The organism is Streptomyces rishiriensis, from assembly GCF_030815485.1.
In the GTDB taxonomy this organism is placed as follows: domain Bacteria; phylum Actinomycetota; class Actinomycetes; order Streptomycetales; family Streptomycetaceae; genus Streptomyces; species Streptomyces rishiriensis_A.
This window is the reverse complement of the sequence record NZ_JAUSWV010000002.1, coordinates 6494091-6510807: the sequence shown is the minus strand read 5'-3', so window position 1 is coordinate 6510807 and position 16717 is coordinate 6494091. Positions and strand designations below refer to the sequence as shown.

Annotated in this window: 14 protein-coding genes; 11 read left to right on the top strand and 3 right to left on the bottom strand. The window is 70.8% G+C overall.

All coding sequences use genetic code 11. The annotated features are described in order from the left end of the window. Positions 1 to 304 precede the first annotated feature (304 nt). The 6 genes from QF030_RS31460 to QF030_RS31435 all read left to right on the top strand — a co-directional run bounded on the left by QF030_RS31460 (position 305) and on the right by QF030_RS31435 (position 5963). The gene (locus QF030_RS31460; protein WP_307165947.1) at positions 305 to 520 is read left to right on the top strand and encodes an SAM-dependent methyltransferase; all 216 of its coding nucleotides are present in this window, start codon (positions 305 to 307) and stop codon (positions 518 to 520) included. A 202-nt stretch (positions 521 to 722) separates the two neighbouring features. Further along, complete coding sequence (locus tag QF030_RS31455; RefSeq protein WP_307165946.1) at positions 723 to 1748, top strand: substrate-binding domain-containing protein; 1026 nt, start codon at positions 723 to 725, stop codon at positions 1746 to 1748. Between the two features lie 101 nt (positions 1749 to 1849). After that, positions 1850 to 4549, top strand: coding sequence for a sensor histidine kinase (locus QF030_RS31450; RefSeq protein ID WP_307165945.1), 2700 nt, complete (start codon positions 1850 to 1852; stop codon positions 4547 to 4549). A gap of 11 nt (positions 4550 to 4560) precedes the next feature. Further along, entirely contained in the window at positions 4561 to 4995 is a 435-nt protein-coding gene (locus QF030_RS31445) for a roadblock/LC7 domain-containing protein (RefSeq protein WP_307165944.1), read from the top strand. Between the two features lies 1 nt (position 4996). After that, positions 4997 to 5359, top strand: a complete 363-nt coding sequence (locus tag QF030_RS31440) for a DUF742 domain-containing protein (RefSeq protein WP_307165943.1) — start codon at positions 4997 to 4999, stop codon at positions 5357 to 5359. Next, complete coding sequence (locus QF030_RS31435; protein WP_307165942.1) at positions 5346 to 5963, top strand: GTP-binding protein; 618 nt, start codon at positions 5346 to 5348, stop codon at positions 5961 to 5963. The genes QF030_RS31440 and QF030_RS31435 overlap by 14 nt, the downstream gene beginning before the upstream one ends. Before the next feature lie 263 nt (positions 5964 to 6226). Here QF030_RS31435 and QF030_RS31430 read toward each other — a convergent pair whose 3' ends face one another. Beyond that, a complete protein-coding gene (locus QF030_RS31430) occupies positions 6227 to 6643 on the bottom strand; it encodes an ankyrin repeat domain-containing protein (RefSeq protein ID WP_307165941.1) in 417 nt (138 codons plus the stop codon). Between the two features lie 208 nt (positions 6644 to 6851). Here QF030_RS31430 and QF030_RS31425 point away from each other — a divergent pair, with 208 nt between their 5' ends. Then, on the top strand, positions 6852 to 8222 hold the full coding sequence (locus tag QF030_RS31425) for a glycoside hydrolase family 43 protein (protein WP_307165940.1): 1371 nt from the start codon (positions 6852 to 6854) through the stop codon (positions 8220 to 8222). 39 nt (positions 8223 to 8261) lie between these two features. On the opposite strand, the gene QF030_RS31420 is transcribed toward QF030_RS31425, so the two are convergent. Next, positions 8262 to 10160 carry an aromatic amino acid lyase gene (locus tag QF030_RS31420; protein ID WP_307165939.1) on the bottom strand — a complete coding sequence of 633 codons (1899 nt, stop codon included), beginning with the start codon at positions 10158 to 10160 and terminating at the stop codon, positions 8262 to 8264. 24 nt (positions 10161 to 10184) lie between these two features. After that, complete coding sequence (locus QF030_RS31415; RefSeq protein ID WP_307165938.1) at positions 10185 to 11144, bottom strand: ABC transporter substrate-binding protein; 960 nt, start codon at positions 11142 to 11144, stop codon at positions 10185 to 10187. A 401-nt stretch (positions 11145 to 11545) separates the two neighbouring features. Between QF030_RS31415 and QF030_RS31410 the strand changes: the two genes are divergently transcribed. Genes QF030_RS31410 through QF030_RS31395 form a run of 4 tightly spaced genes read left to right on the top strand, consistent with a single transcriptional unit; the run spans position 11546 to position 16568 of the window. Further along, positions 11546 to 15034, top strand: a complete 3489-nt coding sequence (locus QF030_RS31410; protein WP_307165937.1) for an ATP-binding protein — start codon at positions 11546 to 11548, stop codon at positions 15032 to 15034. Continuing rightward, positions 15031 to 15507, top strand: a complete 477-nt coding sequence (locus QF030_RS31405; RefSeq protein ID WP_190147619.1) for a roadblock/LC7 domain-containing protein — start codon at positions 15031 to 15033, stop codon at positions 15505 to 15507. Before QF030_RS31410 ends, QF030_RS31405 begins: the two co-directional genes overlap by 4 nt. Positions 15508 to 15538: 31 nt before the next feature. Next, on the top strand, positions 15539 to 15982 hold the full coding sequence (locus tag QF030_RS31400; protein WP_307165936.1) for a DUF742 domain-containing protein: 444 nt from the start codon (positions 15539 to 15541) through the stop codon (positions 15980 to 15982). Further along, entirely contained in the window at positions 15969 to 16568 is a 600-nt protein-coding gene (locus QF030_RS31395; RefSeq protein ID WP_053742700.1) for a GTP-binding protein, read from the top strand. The genes QF030_RS31400 and QF030_RS31395 overlap by 14 nt, the downstream gene beginning before the upstream one ends. The last annotated feature ends 149 nt before the right edge of the window (positions 16569 to 16717 follow it).

Genomic DNA, 16717 nt, shown 5'->3' with positions numbered 1-16717 from the left:
GCCGGGACGACCTGTGCACAGCAGGCCGCTTCCGGCCCCGCCGGTGTCGTCAGCGCTCCCGACCGGCTCACCGTCCGTCCACTGCCCGCGCCGAAGGCGGTCACGGAAGCACTCGGGTCGCCCGGGTTCGGTTTCCGGTCCGCCGACCTCGAGCAGGGGCGTATCGGGAGCACGGTCGACAGCCGCCGTGCCAGCCGGGGATCGACCTCACCGTTTCCCTCCCGTGCGTACGCGGCACACGGCACACGGCACACGGCACACGGCACGGGGAACGGGAACGCGGCACGGGGAACGCGGCACGCTGATGCCCGATGCGGGTGCGCGCCCGGCGAAGGCAGCGACGTTCTTCACCGGGCTCGACCTCGTCGTCCCCGAGATCGTCCGGGTCCGCCACTGGCGCCCGGACGGCACCGCCGCCGAGTCCCCCCGGCGCCGCCCACATCGCGAAGTACGGAGCGGCGGCCCGTCGGCTCCCAACCGCGCCTCCCTGCTGACGATCAGTCAAATCACCTGCGGATAGGCTCCCTTCTGCCCTTGCCGCCTCGTCAAGGATCACGATGCGGACGCAGCGCCTCCCCCAGGCGAGGGCTCACTTGACTACCAGCGGTCACACACGGTTGGCTCCGAGCCAACGAATGCCTCTCGCCGGTGCACCACCCCCTCGCTCCGGCGGCGCTCGCCCCGTCCTCCCTGCTCTGCCGCACAGCGAGGTGCAGCCCCCCATGAACACTCCCCTCCCCACCCTCTCGGCCCCCTCAGCTCCTTCTCCTCTCGGCTCCGTACGCCTCGCCGCCCTGGCCGCGGCCTGCTGCCTTCTCCTGTCGACCGGCTGCTCCGCGGGCACGTCGTCCGGCTCGGACATGGACACGGCGGGTGGCTCGGGCGACCGGATCAAGATCACCCTGGTCACCCACGGCGCCGAGGGCGACGACTTCTGGGAGCTGGTGCGCAAGGGCGCCGAGGCCGCGGCCGCCAAGGACGGCGTCGACCTGACCTACGCCAGCGACTCCGACGCCGCCGGACAGGCCGAACTCGTGCGGGACGCCATCAGCGACCGGGTCGACGGCATCGCGGTGACCCTCGCCAAACCGCAGGCCATGAAGGGCCCGGTGGCCCGGGCCAAGGCGGCCGGCATACCCGTGGTCGGACTCAACTCCGGTATCGACGCCTGGCGTTCGGCCGGCCTCCTGGAGTACTTCGGCCAGGACGAGAGCGTCGCGGGCCGCGCCGTCGGCGACAAACTCGACGGCCTCGGTGCGAAGCACGCGCTGTGCGTCATCCACGAACGGGGCAACATCGCCCTGGAGGCGCGCTGCGCGGGCGTGAAGAAGACGTTCACCGGCGAGACCGAGATGCTCTACGTCGACGGAACGGACATGGACGCCGTGACCGCCGCCGTGGCGGCACGCCTGCGGCAGGATCCGGACATCGACGAAGTCGTCGCCAACGGCGCGCAGTTCGCGCTCGCCGCGGTGCAGGCGACCGAGCAGGCCGGCAGCAAGGCCAAGGTCGCCACCTTCGACCTCAACAAGGACCTGGTGACGGCCGTCCGCGACGGTAGCGTGCAGTTTGCTGTGGATCAACAGCCCTACCTGCAAGGCTACTTGGCCGTCGACGGGCTCTGGATCTACAAGACCAACGGCAACCTCAGCGGCGGCGGTGCGGCGCCCGTGCTGACCGGTCCGGCCTTCGTCACGAAGACCAACGTCGCCGAAGTCGCGCGCTTCGCCGCCGCCGGCACCCGCTGACGGAACCGTTTGCTCCTCCCCTCCACCTCCTCCACCCCCCGCTCTCCTCCCCCCGGTTCTCTCCTCTCCCCCCGCCCCCCGCTGATCGCTCTAGGACGACTATGTCTCCACGGACAGGTGCCCGGCGCCGACGTCTCGGCTCCATACGTCTCTCCCTGATCCTGCTGGCACTGGTGCCCAGCGTCACCCTCGCCGCCATGTGGGGTGTGACGACGACCCAGATGTTCGCGGAGGGGCTGCGGCTGCGCGCGCAGACCGAACTGAGCCGGTCCACCGGCGCCATGGGCACCGAGGCGACGCTCATGCTCCAGCAGGAACGCAGCCTGTCAGCCGTGTGGCTCGCCTCGGGGCCCGCCGGTTCCCGGGCCGCGCTGGAGGCACAGCGCGAACGGACGGACGTGGCCGTCGCCGAACTCGTCGCCCGGTCGGACGACATCCAGCAGGCGTCCGACCGCGTCAGGGACCGGATGTACTCGGTCGTCGCCTCCGTGGGCAGCCTGGAGTACTACCGGGGCCAGGTGGACGACCCCGTCGACATCACCGCCGCCCAGGCACTGGACCAGTACACGTCGATCATCGACGACCAGATCCACGCCTTCCAGGAGTTGTCCCAGGTCGACGACGGCGACCTCACCTCACAGGCCGGACCGCTCGTCGCCCTGGAGCACGCGGCGGAACTGGTCTCCGAGGAGGACCTTCAACTGACGCTCGCCGGGCCCCGGCAACGGATGGACGAGAAGACGTGGGCGGAGTTCGCCCAGCTGGTGAACACCCGGCGCTGGCTCGTGCAGGACCAGATCGTCCCCTCGCTCACCGGCCCCGCGAAGGAGCAGACCGAGAAGATCCTGACGAGCTACCAGTGGCAGATCCTGGAGTCCGTCGAGGACAAGGTGCTGGCGGCCCGCGCGAAACAGGGCGAAAGCGGTGACATCGCGTTGCCGGACGTGCAGAAGGAGTGGCGGGCCGCGCTCATCGAGGTCTCCGACCAGTACTCGGGGCTGATCCGGCTGCAAACCACGGCGCTGCTCCAGCACAGCGCAGACGAGGCGCGCGAGCTGCTCATCACGGCCGCCTCGCTGAGCGCCGGCGGTCTCGTCGCCCTGCTGATGTGCGTCGGCATGTCGTGGCGGATCACCCGCTCGCTGTCCCGGCGGCTGCACGGACTGCGGATGGCCACACTGAGCCTGGCGCAGGAGCGGCTCCCGGACGTCGTGGCCCGGCTGGACCGGGGCGAGACCGTCGACGTGGACTCCGCGGCTCCGCCGCTGGACTACGGCGGCGACGAACTCGGCCAGGTCGCCGCGGCGTTCAACACGGCGCAGCGCACCGCCGTACACACGGCGGTCGAACTCGCCGACACCCGGCGGGGCTTCCAGAAGGTCATCCTGGGCATCGCCCGGCAGAGCCAGAACCTCGTCAACCTCCAGCTCAGCAAGCTCGACGCACTGGAGCGACGGCACCAGGACCCGGACGTCCTCAACGGGCTCTACGAACTGGACTCCACCGCCAGTCAGTTGCGGCGCTACGAGGAGAATCTCGTCATCATCAGCGGCGGTCGGCCGGGACGCAGCTGGACGGAGCCGGTGGCGCTGATCGACATCCTGCGCGGCGCCGTCGGGGAGGTCGCCGAGTACCGGCGGGCCGAGGTGCACACCGAGGAAGACGTGTACATCGCGCCTCCCGCGGTGGCGGACGTGATCCATCTGCTCGCCGAGCTCATCGACAACGCGACGTCCTACTCGCCTGCGCCCAGCCCGGTCGGTGTGCGGGCCACACTGGTGGCCAGGGGCCTGGCGATCGAGGTCGAGGACCGCGGACTCGGTATGTCGGAGGAGGACTACGCCTCGTTCAACGAGCAGCTGGCGGTTGCGCCCCAGTTCGACGTGGTGGCACTCGCCGACGACCTGCGGCTGGGCATGTTCGTGATCGCCCGGCTCGCGACCCGGCACGGCATCACCGTCACCCTGCGCCCGTCGCCGTACGGCGGGACCACGGCCATCGTGCTGGTCCCGCACGACGTCGTGGTCCGAGAGGACCCGGCAGACCAGGCGGACCCGGCCGACCCCGCGAACCCGGCGGAGTCGACGGACCCGACCGAGTCGACGCACCCGGCAGACCCGGCGGACCCGAGGGTCCCGGCTGCGGAGGTCTCCGGTGAGGCGGTGACCGCCGGTTCCCGCATGTCGGAACCGGACGTCCCGTCACCTCTGCGGGCCGCCGCGGACACGGCGCGGGAGCACAGCAGGTCGCCGACCGGACGGGTCGCCTCGCCTCTCCCGACGGCCGGCGCCTCCGCCCCGGTGCGCGACTCCGGTCCGCTGTCGGCCGGTGGAGGGGACCCGGCACTCGGCCGACGCTCCTCGGACGGCCCTGACTCGGCCGACTCGCGTTCCACGGAAGGCTCCCCCTCGTCGGAAGGCTCCCCCTCGTCGGAGGGCTCCCCTTCCCCGGCGGGCGACGCGTCCCCGACGGCCGGCCCGGGTGCGGTCGCGCGCCCCGAAGGTCTCACCCCGTTGCCCCGCAGGGTCCCGCAGACCAGCCTCGCCACCGAGCTGCGCGAGGACTCCGCCGCCTCCGCGTCCACCGCGGCCGTCGAGGAAGACGGTTACCCGGACGATTTCACCGCGGAGCGCGCCGCCTCTTCCCTCGCCGCTTTCCAGCGAGGCACGCTGCGAGCACACGCCGACGCCGACCTGTCGCTCGACGATCCGCAGGAAACATCCGCCGAGGAGGCCCCCGGCCCGCCGGTCACCACCGCGGGCGCCTCCCGGACCCCGACACCGCCCGCCGACCGCTCATGAAGGACTTCACGATGACACGCTCGATCCCCGGCACGAACACCCAGCTCGACCAGCTGCTCACCGGTCTCGTGGACCGGGTCGCCGACGTCAACCAGGCCGTCGTGCTCTCCGAGGACGGGCTGGTGGTGAGCAAGTCCACCGGGTTCCTTCGCGAGGACGCCGAGCGGCTGGCGGCGACCGCCTCCGGCCTGATGAGTCTGAGCAAGGGCGTCAGCATGGATTTCCGCGGCGGCCCGGTCCGCCAGGCGCTCATCGAGATGGCCAACAGCTACCTGATCCTCACCTCGGCCGGCCCGGGGGCCCATCTGGTCGTGCTCGCGGGGAAGAACGCGGACGTGGGCGTGGTGGCGTACCAGATGAACATGCTCGTGAAGAAGATCGGCGAGCACCTCAGCGCGGCGCCGCGGGCCCATGTCGGTCCCGCGGCCCGCACCAACGGCGGGTGAGGTGAGCGGAGGCGACGAAGCGGGCCGGCTCGTCAGGCCGTTCACCCTCACCGGTGGCCGGACCCGGCCCAGCCGTGCCGACTTCACGCTCATCACGACGGTGACCGCCGTCGACCCGCCGCCCGAGCGGGTCGCGCGGCAGCAGCCCGAGCACACCCGGATCCTGCGGCTGTGCGCCCGGCCGCTCGCCGTGGCCGAAGTCGCGGCCCGTCTCGACCTGCCCGTGAGCGTGGTCGTCATCCTGCTCTGCGACCTGCTGGAGGCGGGCCTGATCACGGCCAGGCCGCCCCGTCCCGTCACCGGCGCCGGCACCCCGGATCTCGATCTGCTGAAGAAAGTGAGGGACGGCCTTGGCCGGATCTGATTCCACCGCTCCCACCGCCCTCAGCGCCGGTACGGCGGTCGCGCCGGACACGGTGAAGATCCTCATCGCCGGCGGCTTCGGCGTCGGGAAGACCACCATGGTCGGGGCGGTCAGCGAGATCGCGCCACTGCGCACCGAAGAACCGCTGACCGTCGCCGGGCTGGACGTGGACGACCTGAAAGGCATCGAGGAGAAACGGTCCACCACGGTGGCCCTGGACTTCGGACGGATCACCATCGGCGACGACCTGGTGCTGTATCTCTTCGGCACGCCCGGCCAGCAGCGGTTCTGGTTCATGTGGAACGACCTGGCGATCGGCGCCCTGGGGGCGGTGGTGCTCATCGATGTGCGGAGGCCGGAGTCCAGTTTCGCCGCGATCGACTTCTTCGAGCGCCGGGGCATCCCCTTCGTCGTTGCGGCAAACGGTTTCCACGGGTTGCACCCGTATCCGACGGAGGAGATCCAGGAGTCGCTGGCGCTGCCGGAGCAGGTTCCCGTGCTGCTGTGCGACGCGCGGGAACGTGATTCCTGCCGGGACGTACTGATCGCTCTCATCGACCGACTGATCGAGGATGTCGTACTCCGGTCGAATCCGGTCCGGTGAGGGAACCCCCGTACTGACAGGACCCGTCCGGCCTGCCCGCCCACTCCGCCTGTCTTCCCCGTCCGGCCTGCCCGCCCACTCCGCCTGTCTTCCCCGTCCGGCCTGCCCGCCCACTCCGCCTGTTTTCCCAGTCCGCCTGTCTGCCCATCCGGCCTGTCTGCCCACTTTGCCGACGGTCCGGCAGCCCGACGGCTCCAGCCCGGCTCGCAGCACCGGTGGCCCGTAGTGGCCGGGAGCCATGGCGCCCGACTTTCCGACTTCCGTCAGCGTGCTCCCGCGGCGCGCAGTGCGGCCATCGTTTCCGGGTGCGGTCCCGCGGCCGCCCACTCCAGTGGGGTCAGTCCCGTTCCGTGGTCCTCGCGGAGGTTGGGGTCGGCGCCGTGGGCGAGCAGGGCGCGGACGGCGTCGAGGTGCCCCCAGCAGGCTGCCGCGCACAACGGGGTGCCCTCGGCGCCCGAACCCGCGCTCTCGGCGTCGGGGGGCGCACCGGCCGCGAGCAGTCTGCGCGCGTTGTCGGCGGCCCCCTGGACGCAGGCCACGTACAACGGGGTGGTTCCGTCGGCGTCGGCGGCCGCGGGGTCGGCGCCGGCCCGCAGCAGCAGGTCGACCCGAGTACCGCCGTCGAACATCACCGCCGACAACAGACGCTTGGTGAGTTTCTTCTGCCGTCTCCTGTTCACGGTCGCCGAGACTAGTCCGGACCGGCGTCGAGATCGCCGGAATTTCCATGGGCCGCACACAGGCACACGGCGGAAAACCGCCAAGCGTGTCCCGGTGATTGACCTGTTCCCCGCACGCCCCTACCTTCTGACCGACTCACCGAACCTGGTTCGACATTTCGAACCTCTGAGTCGGCATCAAAGGGCACCCCGCACCCCTGGAGCGCATATGACCCCCAACCCCTCCCGCCGCCTCGTCCTGGGCGCGGCCGCCGCCGTCCCCCTGTCCCTCACCCTCGGCGTCCCGTCCGCCCACGCGGCCGACTCGGCCTATGTGATGGGCTACTTCACCGAATCGACCAGCCTCGGCGCCGGCACCGACTACGGCCTCCACCTCGCCGTCAGCACCGACGGGTTGCAGTGGATGCCGCTCAACCAGAACAACCCCGTGGTCACGCCCACCGAGGGCGCACTGGGGCTGCGCGACCCGTTCATCCTGCGCAAGCAGGACGGCACCTACGTGGTGATCGCCACCGACCTCAAGGGCACCGACTGGAGCTACGTCAGCCAGTACGTGCACGTGTGGAACTCGACCGATCTGCGCACCTTCACCGGCTATCACCGGCTGAAGCTGCACGACATGAACACCCACAGCTGGGCGCCGGAGGCGTTCTGGGACGCGGGCCGGGGTCAGTACGCGCTCATCTACTCCGCCGTGAACTCCAGCGGACACAACGTGATCATGGTCAACTACACCACCGACTTCGTCACCGCCTCGGCGCCCCAGGTCTTCTTCGACCCCGGCTACGACGTGATCGACGGCGACATGGCCGTAGGGGTGAACGGCGTCAACTACCTCTACTTCAAGAAGGACCAGACGCTGGTGGGCGCACGGTCCAGCACCCTCGACCCCGGCAGCTTCACGGTGTTCAACACGGGGGTCGCCCACGGCGGCACCGAGGCGCCGACCCTCGTCAAGTCACTCACCTCCAGCACCTGGTGGCTCTGGGGTGACACCTACACGCCCAACGGCGTCTTCTACGCCTGGCAGTCCACCAACCTGTCGGCGGGCACCTGGACCGCGCTCGACCAGAAGACGTACACCCAGCCGGTGAACTCCAAGCACTGCGGTGTCACGACGATCACGAGCACGCAGTACAGCAACCTCGTCGCCAAGTGGGGCGCCCCGGCCTGGAACCGGCTCAAGTCGTACAACTACCCGGACCGTTACGTCCGCCACTCCAACTACGTCGGACGCATCGACACGTACCCCTTCGACCTGTACACCGACTCGCAGTGGAAGCTCGTCCCCGGCCTGGCCGACAGCTCCGGGGTCTCCTTCCAGTCGGTGAACTACCCGACCCGGTACCTGCGTCATTACAACTACCAGCTGCAACTGGACGCGAACGACGGCACGTCGGCCTTCGCCGGTGATGCGACCTTCTACCGTACGGCGGGCCTGGCGGACTCCGGATGGGCGTCGTTCCGCTCCTACAACAACCCGACGCGCTACATCCGGCACTCGAACTACGTACTGCGGATCGACCCGGTCTCGACGGCCACCGAGAAGCAGGACGCGACGTTCTACGTGGGTTACTGAGCGAGGCCCCTCACCGGAGCCGCTCCCGAGTGGAAGGACTCACAACTCGGCCAGCACCGGCAGCAGTTCGGCAGCCACCAGCACGTCTCCGGTCAGCGGACGGTCCTCCAGACCCGTGGGGAGAACGGCCGTGGCCGCGGCGAGGACTGCGCCCGGCGGTGACAGTGAGTCCATCTGGCCCGGGCGCATCCGCAAGGCCCGTACCGCGACGACGAGTTCACATGCGAGGACGGTGGTGTAGGCGTCCGTTGCCCGCGAGGTCTGGCGGGCGGCCTGTCCGGCGAAGCTGGCGGCCTCCTCCAGACCTCGCGACAGGACGGCGTGGCCCGCCGAGGCGGGCGTCGCCGCCGAACGCAGCTCCGCCAAGGCGGAGTTGGCGGTGTACTCCAGGATCATCGTGCCCGAGCTGCTCGAGGGGCCTCCACCGAGGAACGCGGGCAGGCCGGTGAGACCGGGGTCACCGAGCGCCGTCAGACGAGCGGCGGAGAGCTGCGCGGTCTGCAGCAGGGCGAGTACGGCGGCGTCCAGGGCGAGGCCCAGCGGCGCAGCGAAGAAGCCACCGTGATGGTAGGCGGTGGCCCTGTCGGGATCCATGAGGGGGTTCTCCGACGGGCAGTTGACCTCCACCTCGATGACCTCACGCAGCCGTTCGGAGGCGTCCAGGGCGCATCCGTGCGCCTGCGGGAAGGCGCGAAACCCGAAGGGGTCCTGGATCCGCCGGCCCCGGCCCTGCGGCCGATCGGGCAGACCGAGCAGCCGCCGCACCTCACCGGCCGCGCGGGCCGCGCCGGGATAGGGCCGCAAGGCGTGTACGGGCGCGGCATACGCCTCGGGCGAACCCGACACCGCGGCGAGGGACAGGGCGGCGACGGCGTGCGTGGCGCGCAACAACACGTCGAGATCACGCTGGGCGAGCGCGGCCTGCCCCAACGCGAGCGCGTTGCTGCTCAGCAGGGCCAGCGCATCACCGGGCTGAAGGACGACCGGCGCCGGGAGCCCGGGGGCAGGGGCGGCGCCTGGGGCGGAGTCGGCGGCCGCGACCGGGGTGGGGGCGCAGACGGGGACGTAAACGGTCCGGGCGGCGGGTCCGGGCAGGGTGACCAGCCGAACCACGGGGTCGACGACACGCCGAGCAGCGGCAACGGTCTCGGTACCGGACTCGGTACCGGTCGTACCGGGCTCGTCACCGGGGGCATCCGCGGCCGCCGACCCGGTCGGCCCGGCTGTCCGAGCCGTCCATGACCGACCGGCCCACCGTGCATCCGACTCGGACTGGTTCGCCGAGCTGCCCCGCTCGGCCCGCTGTGCCTGGTCTGCCTGCTCGCCCTGTCCGGCCTGCCGCAGCCGGCCGGTCGTTCTGCCCTCCGGCTCAGGAGTGACGCCCGGCTCCGTCAACTCCGGTCTCAGCCAGGGTCGTTCGCCGATCAGCGTCAGGCCGGTCTGGGCCAGCGCCGTCAAGTCACCGGTGCCGACGCCGCCGTACTCGTTGACGGCCGGATGGACGCCGAGGCGGAGGGCGTCGACGAGGGCATCGATGAGGGCGGGCTGGATGCCGGAGCCACCGGCGAGAAGCTGGTTGGCCCGTACCGCGAGCATGGCGCGGACCTGGCGGGCGGGGAGCGGGGCGCCCGCTCCGCCCGCGTGGCTGCGCAGCAGGCGCAGGCCGTGCGCGGCCTCGTCGCCCTCGTCGACCGGCACCGAGCGGTGTGCGCCGACGCCGGTGCCCCGGCCGTACAGCCGTCCGACGGCGGCGAGTCGCTGTGCGGTGCGCCAGGAGAGGGCGGCCCGCTCGCGGGCCTCGGGGGCCACGACGGGGACGGCCTCACCGTCGACGAGCGCGATCAGCTCGCCGACGGTGAGGGCGGTTCCGTTCAGGACGATCCGGGCGTCCCCGCGCTGCGGGGGAACCCGGGTCGCACCGTTTGCTGTCGTGTCCAACGGTTCACGTGATCCGGTGGAACCTCAGCCGAGGCCGGCCGACTTCAGCCAGGCCTTGGCGACGTCCAGCGGGTCCTTGCTCTCCAGCTGGACCTGGGAGTCCAGCTCGAGCAAGGTCTTGGTGTCGAGCTTGGCGGAGACGGCGTTGAGGGCGTCGACGCCCTCCTGGGAGAGTCCGCTCTTGTAGACCAGCGGGGTCACGTTCGCGAATCCGAAGAGGTTCTTGGGGTCCTGGAGGACGACGAACTTCTCCTTGGTGATGGTCGGGTCCGTGGTGAAGACGTCCGCGGCCTGCACGGTGTTCTTCTTCAGCGCGGCCTGGGTCAGCGGGCCGCCGGCGTCCAGGGCCTTGAAGGACTTGAACTTCAGCCCGTACACCGACTCCAGGCCGAGCATGCCCTGCTGGCGGGTCTGGAACTCGGGCGAACCGCCGAGGACCAGCTCCGGCGCGATGTCCTTGAGGTCGGCGAGCGTGGACGTCGCGGTGAGGTTGTACTTCTCGGCGGTCGCCGCGTTGACCGTGACGGAGTCCTTGTCCTCGGCCGGCGACGACTCCAGCAGCGTGAGCTTGGAGTCGAGTTTGGCCGTCGCCGCGGCGTTCACGGTCGCGAGCGAGGTCTGCTCGGCCTTCGCGTCCAGGTAGGCCAGCAGCGAGCCGTTGTACTCCGGCAGGACGGTGATGGAGCCGTTCTTGAGGAGGCCGTACGTGGTCTCACGGCTGCCGATGTTGGGCTTGTAGGACACCTTGATGCCCTTGGCCTTCAGGGCCTCGCCGTAGATGTCGGCGATCAGGATGCTCTCGGCGAAGTTGTTGGAGCCGACGACAACGGTGTCACCGGCCGCCTTGTCGCCGGCGAGCGGGTCGGAGGTGTCGTCGGACGAGGAGGAGCATCCCGCCAGCAGGACCGTCACGGCCGCGAGGGCGACGGCCGCCGCACCGGGGTGGTTCCTGAGGGACCTGCTGCTGTGGGCGTTGGAAGTCACGGTTCCCGTTCCGGGCTGTGGGGTTGATGAGAACTCAAACACTCTGTCCTGATCCAATCCACCCGCTTCTCGATCAGTCAAGAGCAGCCGGGTTACCGATTGGCTTCGATCCGTGATCGCTTGCGCAGGGATCAGAAGATCGTCCGGGTACCTCTCCGGTGGTCCCGGACAGGTTCCGGTTCACCGCTTCGTAATGGATTCTTGACGTAGGGCTACGCGCTCGGCCGTTCGAATAGGCGATAGTCTCGCCGGAGTTGGCGTCCGCCACAGCAGTCGGCGTCGGCCACAGCGGTGTGCGGGGGCCGCTTCCGTATCATTCATATTCGGACACGTGTGTGCAGAGTTCCGGCATGCATGCGAACCCCCTTGCACGCCTGCAACACCTTCTTGAAGGAGGCCCGGTGTCCACGAAAGAGGTGGACGCGTCCGCCCGGTCGAGATCCTCGGCACCGACGTCCGTGCGCCGGGGCCTGCGGGGTTTCGCCGACCGGTGGCCCTTCCAGCGCAAGTTGAACGTACTCGTCGGTATCCCGCTGACGGTGATCGCGCTGCTGCTGACGTACCTCATCGTCGACCTGGTGCAGGAGTCCAACCGCGCGGAGGACGCCGCCCAACTGGTGCGTGACAGCGCGCAGGTCGCCCAGCTCGTCGCCCAACTGCAGGACGAACACCAGCAGGCGATCCTGCTCTCCGTGCGGCACGAGGCGTCCTTCGACGGCGGCACCCCCTCCACCGACGGCTACCGGCAGGCGCAGGCGGCCGTGGACGCGCAGGTACGCAAGGTGGTCGACGCCTTCGGCGAGCGGCTGCCGGACACCGAGGTGCAGGCGCTGAAGGAGGTCCAGGGCCTCGCCGGCCTGCGGGCCACCATCGAACAGGGCTATCTGCCGGCCGACAACATCGACCCGGCGTACTCGGGTGCGGCCGACGGCCTCATCGACGGCCTGGGCCTGGACCGCAACGCCGCCCTCGCGACGACCTTCACCGGCAACCTCCTCGACTCGCTGCTGCGCGCCGACGCCGCGCACGGCGCCTTCGAGACCGGCGTCTTCTCCGCACGGACCGGCGACAGCAACGCGCTGATCGAGTTCACCGGCGCGGTCGGCTCCTACGAGCTGTTCACCTACCAGGCCGAACGGTTCGAGCGGTTCGCCAACGACACGCAGAACGAGGAGTTCGGCGGCATCGAGCACAACGCCTCGCAGGCTTCGATCGGCCAACACTACGCCGAACTGGCCGTCGACCCGAGCGCGTTGCAGGCAGAGTCCAAAGCCGAGATCCGTACGGCGTTCCGCGCGGCCATCGCCTCCTACCCCGACTACAGCGCGCAGGCCCGGAACCGGCTGAAGATCACCGCGTCGCTCATCGACCAGATCGCCGACCGGGCCGACGACACCGCCTCCAGCGCCCAGTGGCGCGCGGGTCTGCTGCTCACCCTGGCGCTGCTCTCCTTCGCCCTGTGGATCGCCTTCTCCATCCTGGTACGCCGCTCCGTGGTCCGTCCGGTGCTGGCACTGACGGGGGCCGCCCAGGAGGTCGCCGACGTAGCGGGCCGCGAGCTCGCCCGCGTCGCCGACGACGACGCCGAGGAGTCCGGCCCTCCGCGCCTGCGTGAGCTGCCGGTCACCGCGGACGACGAGATCGGTGAACTCGCCGAGGCCTTCAACAACGTGCAGACCACCGCGGCCGCGCTGCTGGAACGCCAGGTCCTCAGCCGCCGCAACGTCGCCGAGATGTTCGGCAACGTCGGCCGCCGCGTCAGCAACCTGACGACACGTCAACTTGCTCTGATCGACGCGGTGGAGCGCGGCGAGACCGACCCGGCACTGCTCGAACGGCTCTACTCCATCGACCACATCGCGGTCCGCCTGCGCCGTAACGCCGACAGCCTGATGCTGCTGGCCGGCATCCGCGAGACCGTCCTGGAGGCCGGCCCGACCGAACTCACCAACGTCGTACGCGCCGCGCTGGGCCAGATCGAGGGCTTCCAGCGGGTTCAACTGCGCGCCGCGACCGAGGCCATGGTGGAGCCCGACATCATCGGCGACCTCACGCTGATGATCGCCGAACTCCTGGAGAACGCCGTGTCGTTCTCGCCCGAGGGCAGCCCCGTCGAGGTGGTCGTCGGCTCCGATCACGACGGCGCCTCGATCACCGTCGCCGACCACGGTCTGGGCATGAGCGCCGAGCGCCTCGCCGAGGAGAACTCCCGCCTCGTGCGCCGCGAACGCCTCGACGTCGTCCCGACGAAGGTGCTGGGCCTCTTCGTGGTCGGCGCACTGGCCCGCCGCTGGGACGTCGACGTCACCCTCTCCCGCACCCCGGGGGGCGGCGTGACGGCCGAAGTGCTGATCCCGTCGACGCTGCTCCTGACGATGAACGAGCTGGGTGCGGTGGGCAGGCCCGCCTCCCCCGGCACACCGTCGTCCCCGGCCGCGGCGGCGCTCGCCGCCCCGTCGGCCCCCGCGGCCGGCCCCTCGCCGTCGAACTCGATCCCGTCCACGGTTCCGTCCTGGGCCACGCGCGAGGACGACGCGACCGCGCTCCCGCGCCGGGTCCCCCGCCGCGATCCGTCCCCGGACGAACGAGAGGCCGAGGCCCCGCTCGCTCCGGCGACCGGCACGGACGACCCGACGCGCGACACCGAAGACCCGACCCGCGACACCGCCACCACGGTGACAGCCACCTCCGCCGCAACCGCGGAAAGCGGTATCTCGTCCCGTACGGCGGAAACCGGTGTCTCATCCCGTATCGATGAAACCGGTATCGCGTCCCGTATCGCGGAAAGCGGTTCCTCCAGCGTTACCGGTGACATCGGCTCCCCTTCCTCCGGGCATGCGGCTGTAACCGTTTCCTCCGACCTCACCGGGCATGCGGCTGCAACCGTTTCCTCCGACCTCACCGGGCATGCGGCTGCAACCGTTTCCTCCGACCTCACCGGGCATGCGGCTGCAACCGTTTCCTCCGAGCTTGCCGCCGAAACCGGTGTCTCCGCCCGTACGGCGAAGTCCGGGTCCCCCGCCGACGAGGAACTCCCCGCCCCGCACGAGGCAACGGTCAGTACCGGGGCCGAGTCCGGCACCACCGGTGGGCCGGCAGCCCGCTCCTACCCGGCCGGCGTCGGAATCCCGGCGCCCCGTACGGCCGGGACGACGTCCCACGCCCGCGCGCAGGACGAACCCGGGGAGCGCGCCCGTACGGCGGAGCGCACGACCTCCGCCGGTACCGGGGAGTCGTCACACGTCCACGCGACCGGGTCCCACCCCGCCGCGCGTACGGCGCAGGCCGCGCCGCACGCCCACCCGTCCGGACCCGAGAGCGGCCAGGGCCGCGCGACGAGCGGCTCCGGCGACTCCGTCCGCGGGGCGGAGCACATCGTCGCCGACCATGGCGCCGAACCGTCCCCGCTCGACCGCGCCACCGGGTCCGGCGGTCCCCTCTCGGCCCGTGCCCAGGCCGGGGCCGACCCGTTCGCCGTCGGTCCCGACGGCTCCCGCCCGCTCCGCCGGCGGGTGCGTGGCGCCACGCTCAGGACGACCGCCGACGCCGCCGCCCAGCAGGCCGCGCGGCAGGCCCCCCGCCCCGCCGACGCGGACGCCGTACGTGATGCGCTGGAGGAGTTCGAGGCGGCCGTGGCCCGTGCGCACCGGGACACCGGCGAGCACCCTCGCCCCGTCGAGTCCCACCCCCTCGCCACCCCCACCCCCGAAGACCCGACCGACCGCCGGAACGACCGCCGGCCCGACCACCGTCCCGACGTTTCGCCCGAGAGGACCGACCGGACAGAGCCGTCCGACGGGTCCGACCGGACCGGACCGATCACCGACCCGATCACCGTCCGGGACAGCACGCACCACCAGAACCACCTTCCGGAAGGAGCCGAGCAGTGAGCACGTCGACAGGTGAGACTCCCGCCGGAGACGCCAGGCCGACCGACCTGCGGGCCGCCGCAGCCGACTTCACCTGGCTGCTCAATCGTTTCGCCACCGAGACCGCAGGGGTCGTGGACGCCATCGCGGTGTCCTCGGACGGACTGCTGATCGCGGTGTCGGAGCTGCGCGAGCACGCCGACTCCGAACGGCTGGCCGCGATCGTCTCAGGCATCACCAGCCTGGCCGCGGGCGCCTCCGGCAACTACGGGCTGGGCGGCCTGAACAAGGTCATCATCGACCTGGAGGGCGGCCATGTCCTGGTCTCCGCGATCGGCAGCGGCGCCGTGCTCGGCGTCGTCACCGACAAGGAGGCCAAGCTGGGCAACATCGCCTACGAGATGACGGTGTTCGCCAACCGCGCGGGCACGGCGCTCAGCCCGCAGCTCGTCCTGGAACTGAAGAACAGCGTCGGCGCCACGCGTACGCGCTGAGCGCGTGCCACCGTAGAGAGAGCGAACACCGATGGCGGACGGCCGCACACCGCGCGGGCCCGGCGAGGACGGCGTCGTACCCGTCGGTCCCGCACCCGCCGTCCGGCCCTTCCTGGTCACCGCCGGCCGGGTCGCGGGCGGCGCGGGCGAGGCGTCGTCCGGCCGGACGATGCCCGTGGAGACACAGCTGGTGGCCACCACCGGCGGGCTCGGCGCGCTCGACCGGCTCTCCTTCGAACAGCACGACATCGTCGCCGCCTGCCGCGTCCCGCAGTCCATCGCGGAGATCGCGGCCAGGCTGCGGCTGCATCTGAACGTGGTGCGGGTCCTCGCCGAGGACCTCCGGACGGCGGGGCAGTTGTCGGTGCACGTGCCCGACTCCGGCGTCACCCACGACGCATCCGTTCTGCGCAGGGTTATCGATGGCCTGCGGGCCATCCCCGACTCCCGGGGGGTACTCCGTGACACCGACTGAACCGCTGGTCCGCACCTCGGCCGGCCAGGCCGCCGTACGGCCGCCGCTGCCGGTGAAACTGGTGATCGCGGGCGGTTTCGGCGTGGGCAAGACCACCGCCGTCGGCTCGATCTCCGAGATCGAGCCGCTGACCACCGAAGCGGCCATCACCGAGGTCGCGGCGGGTGTGGACGACCTCAGCCACACCCCGCGCAAGACCACCACCACGGTCGCGATGGACTTCGGCTGCATCACCATCGACCCGACACTGAAGCTGTATCTGTTCGGCACGCCCGGGCAGGAGCGGTTCGGGTTCATGTGGGACGACATCGTCGAAGGCGCGGTCGGCGGGCTCGTCATCGTGGACACCCGCCGTCTCGACGACTGTTACGCCGCAGTCGACTACTTCGAACACAAGCAGATTCCGTTCGCCGTTGCGGTAAACGCTTTCGACGGCCAGACCGCGCACACGCTGGACGAGGTCCGCTGGGCCCTCGACGTGTCCGAGGGCGTCCCACTGCTCGTCTTCGACGCCCGCGAGCGCGGCTCGGTACGCGACGCCCTGCTGGTCGTGCTGGAACAGGCGCTGGCCCGGTCGGGCGGGTGACAGCGTCCCGGTTCGGAAGGGCGCAGAAGCAGAAACGGGAACAGGAACGGGAACGGCAACAGGAACGCGAAAACGCTCGACAATGCCTGGAAAGGTCCGGCACCGACCGGGTCGGTCGGCAACGGCGAAGACAGCGGTTACCGAAACGG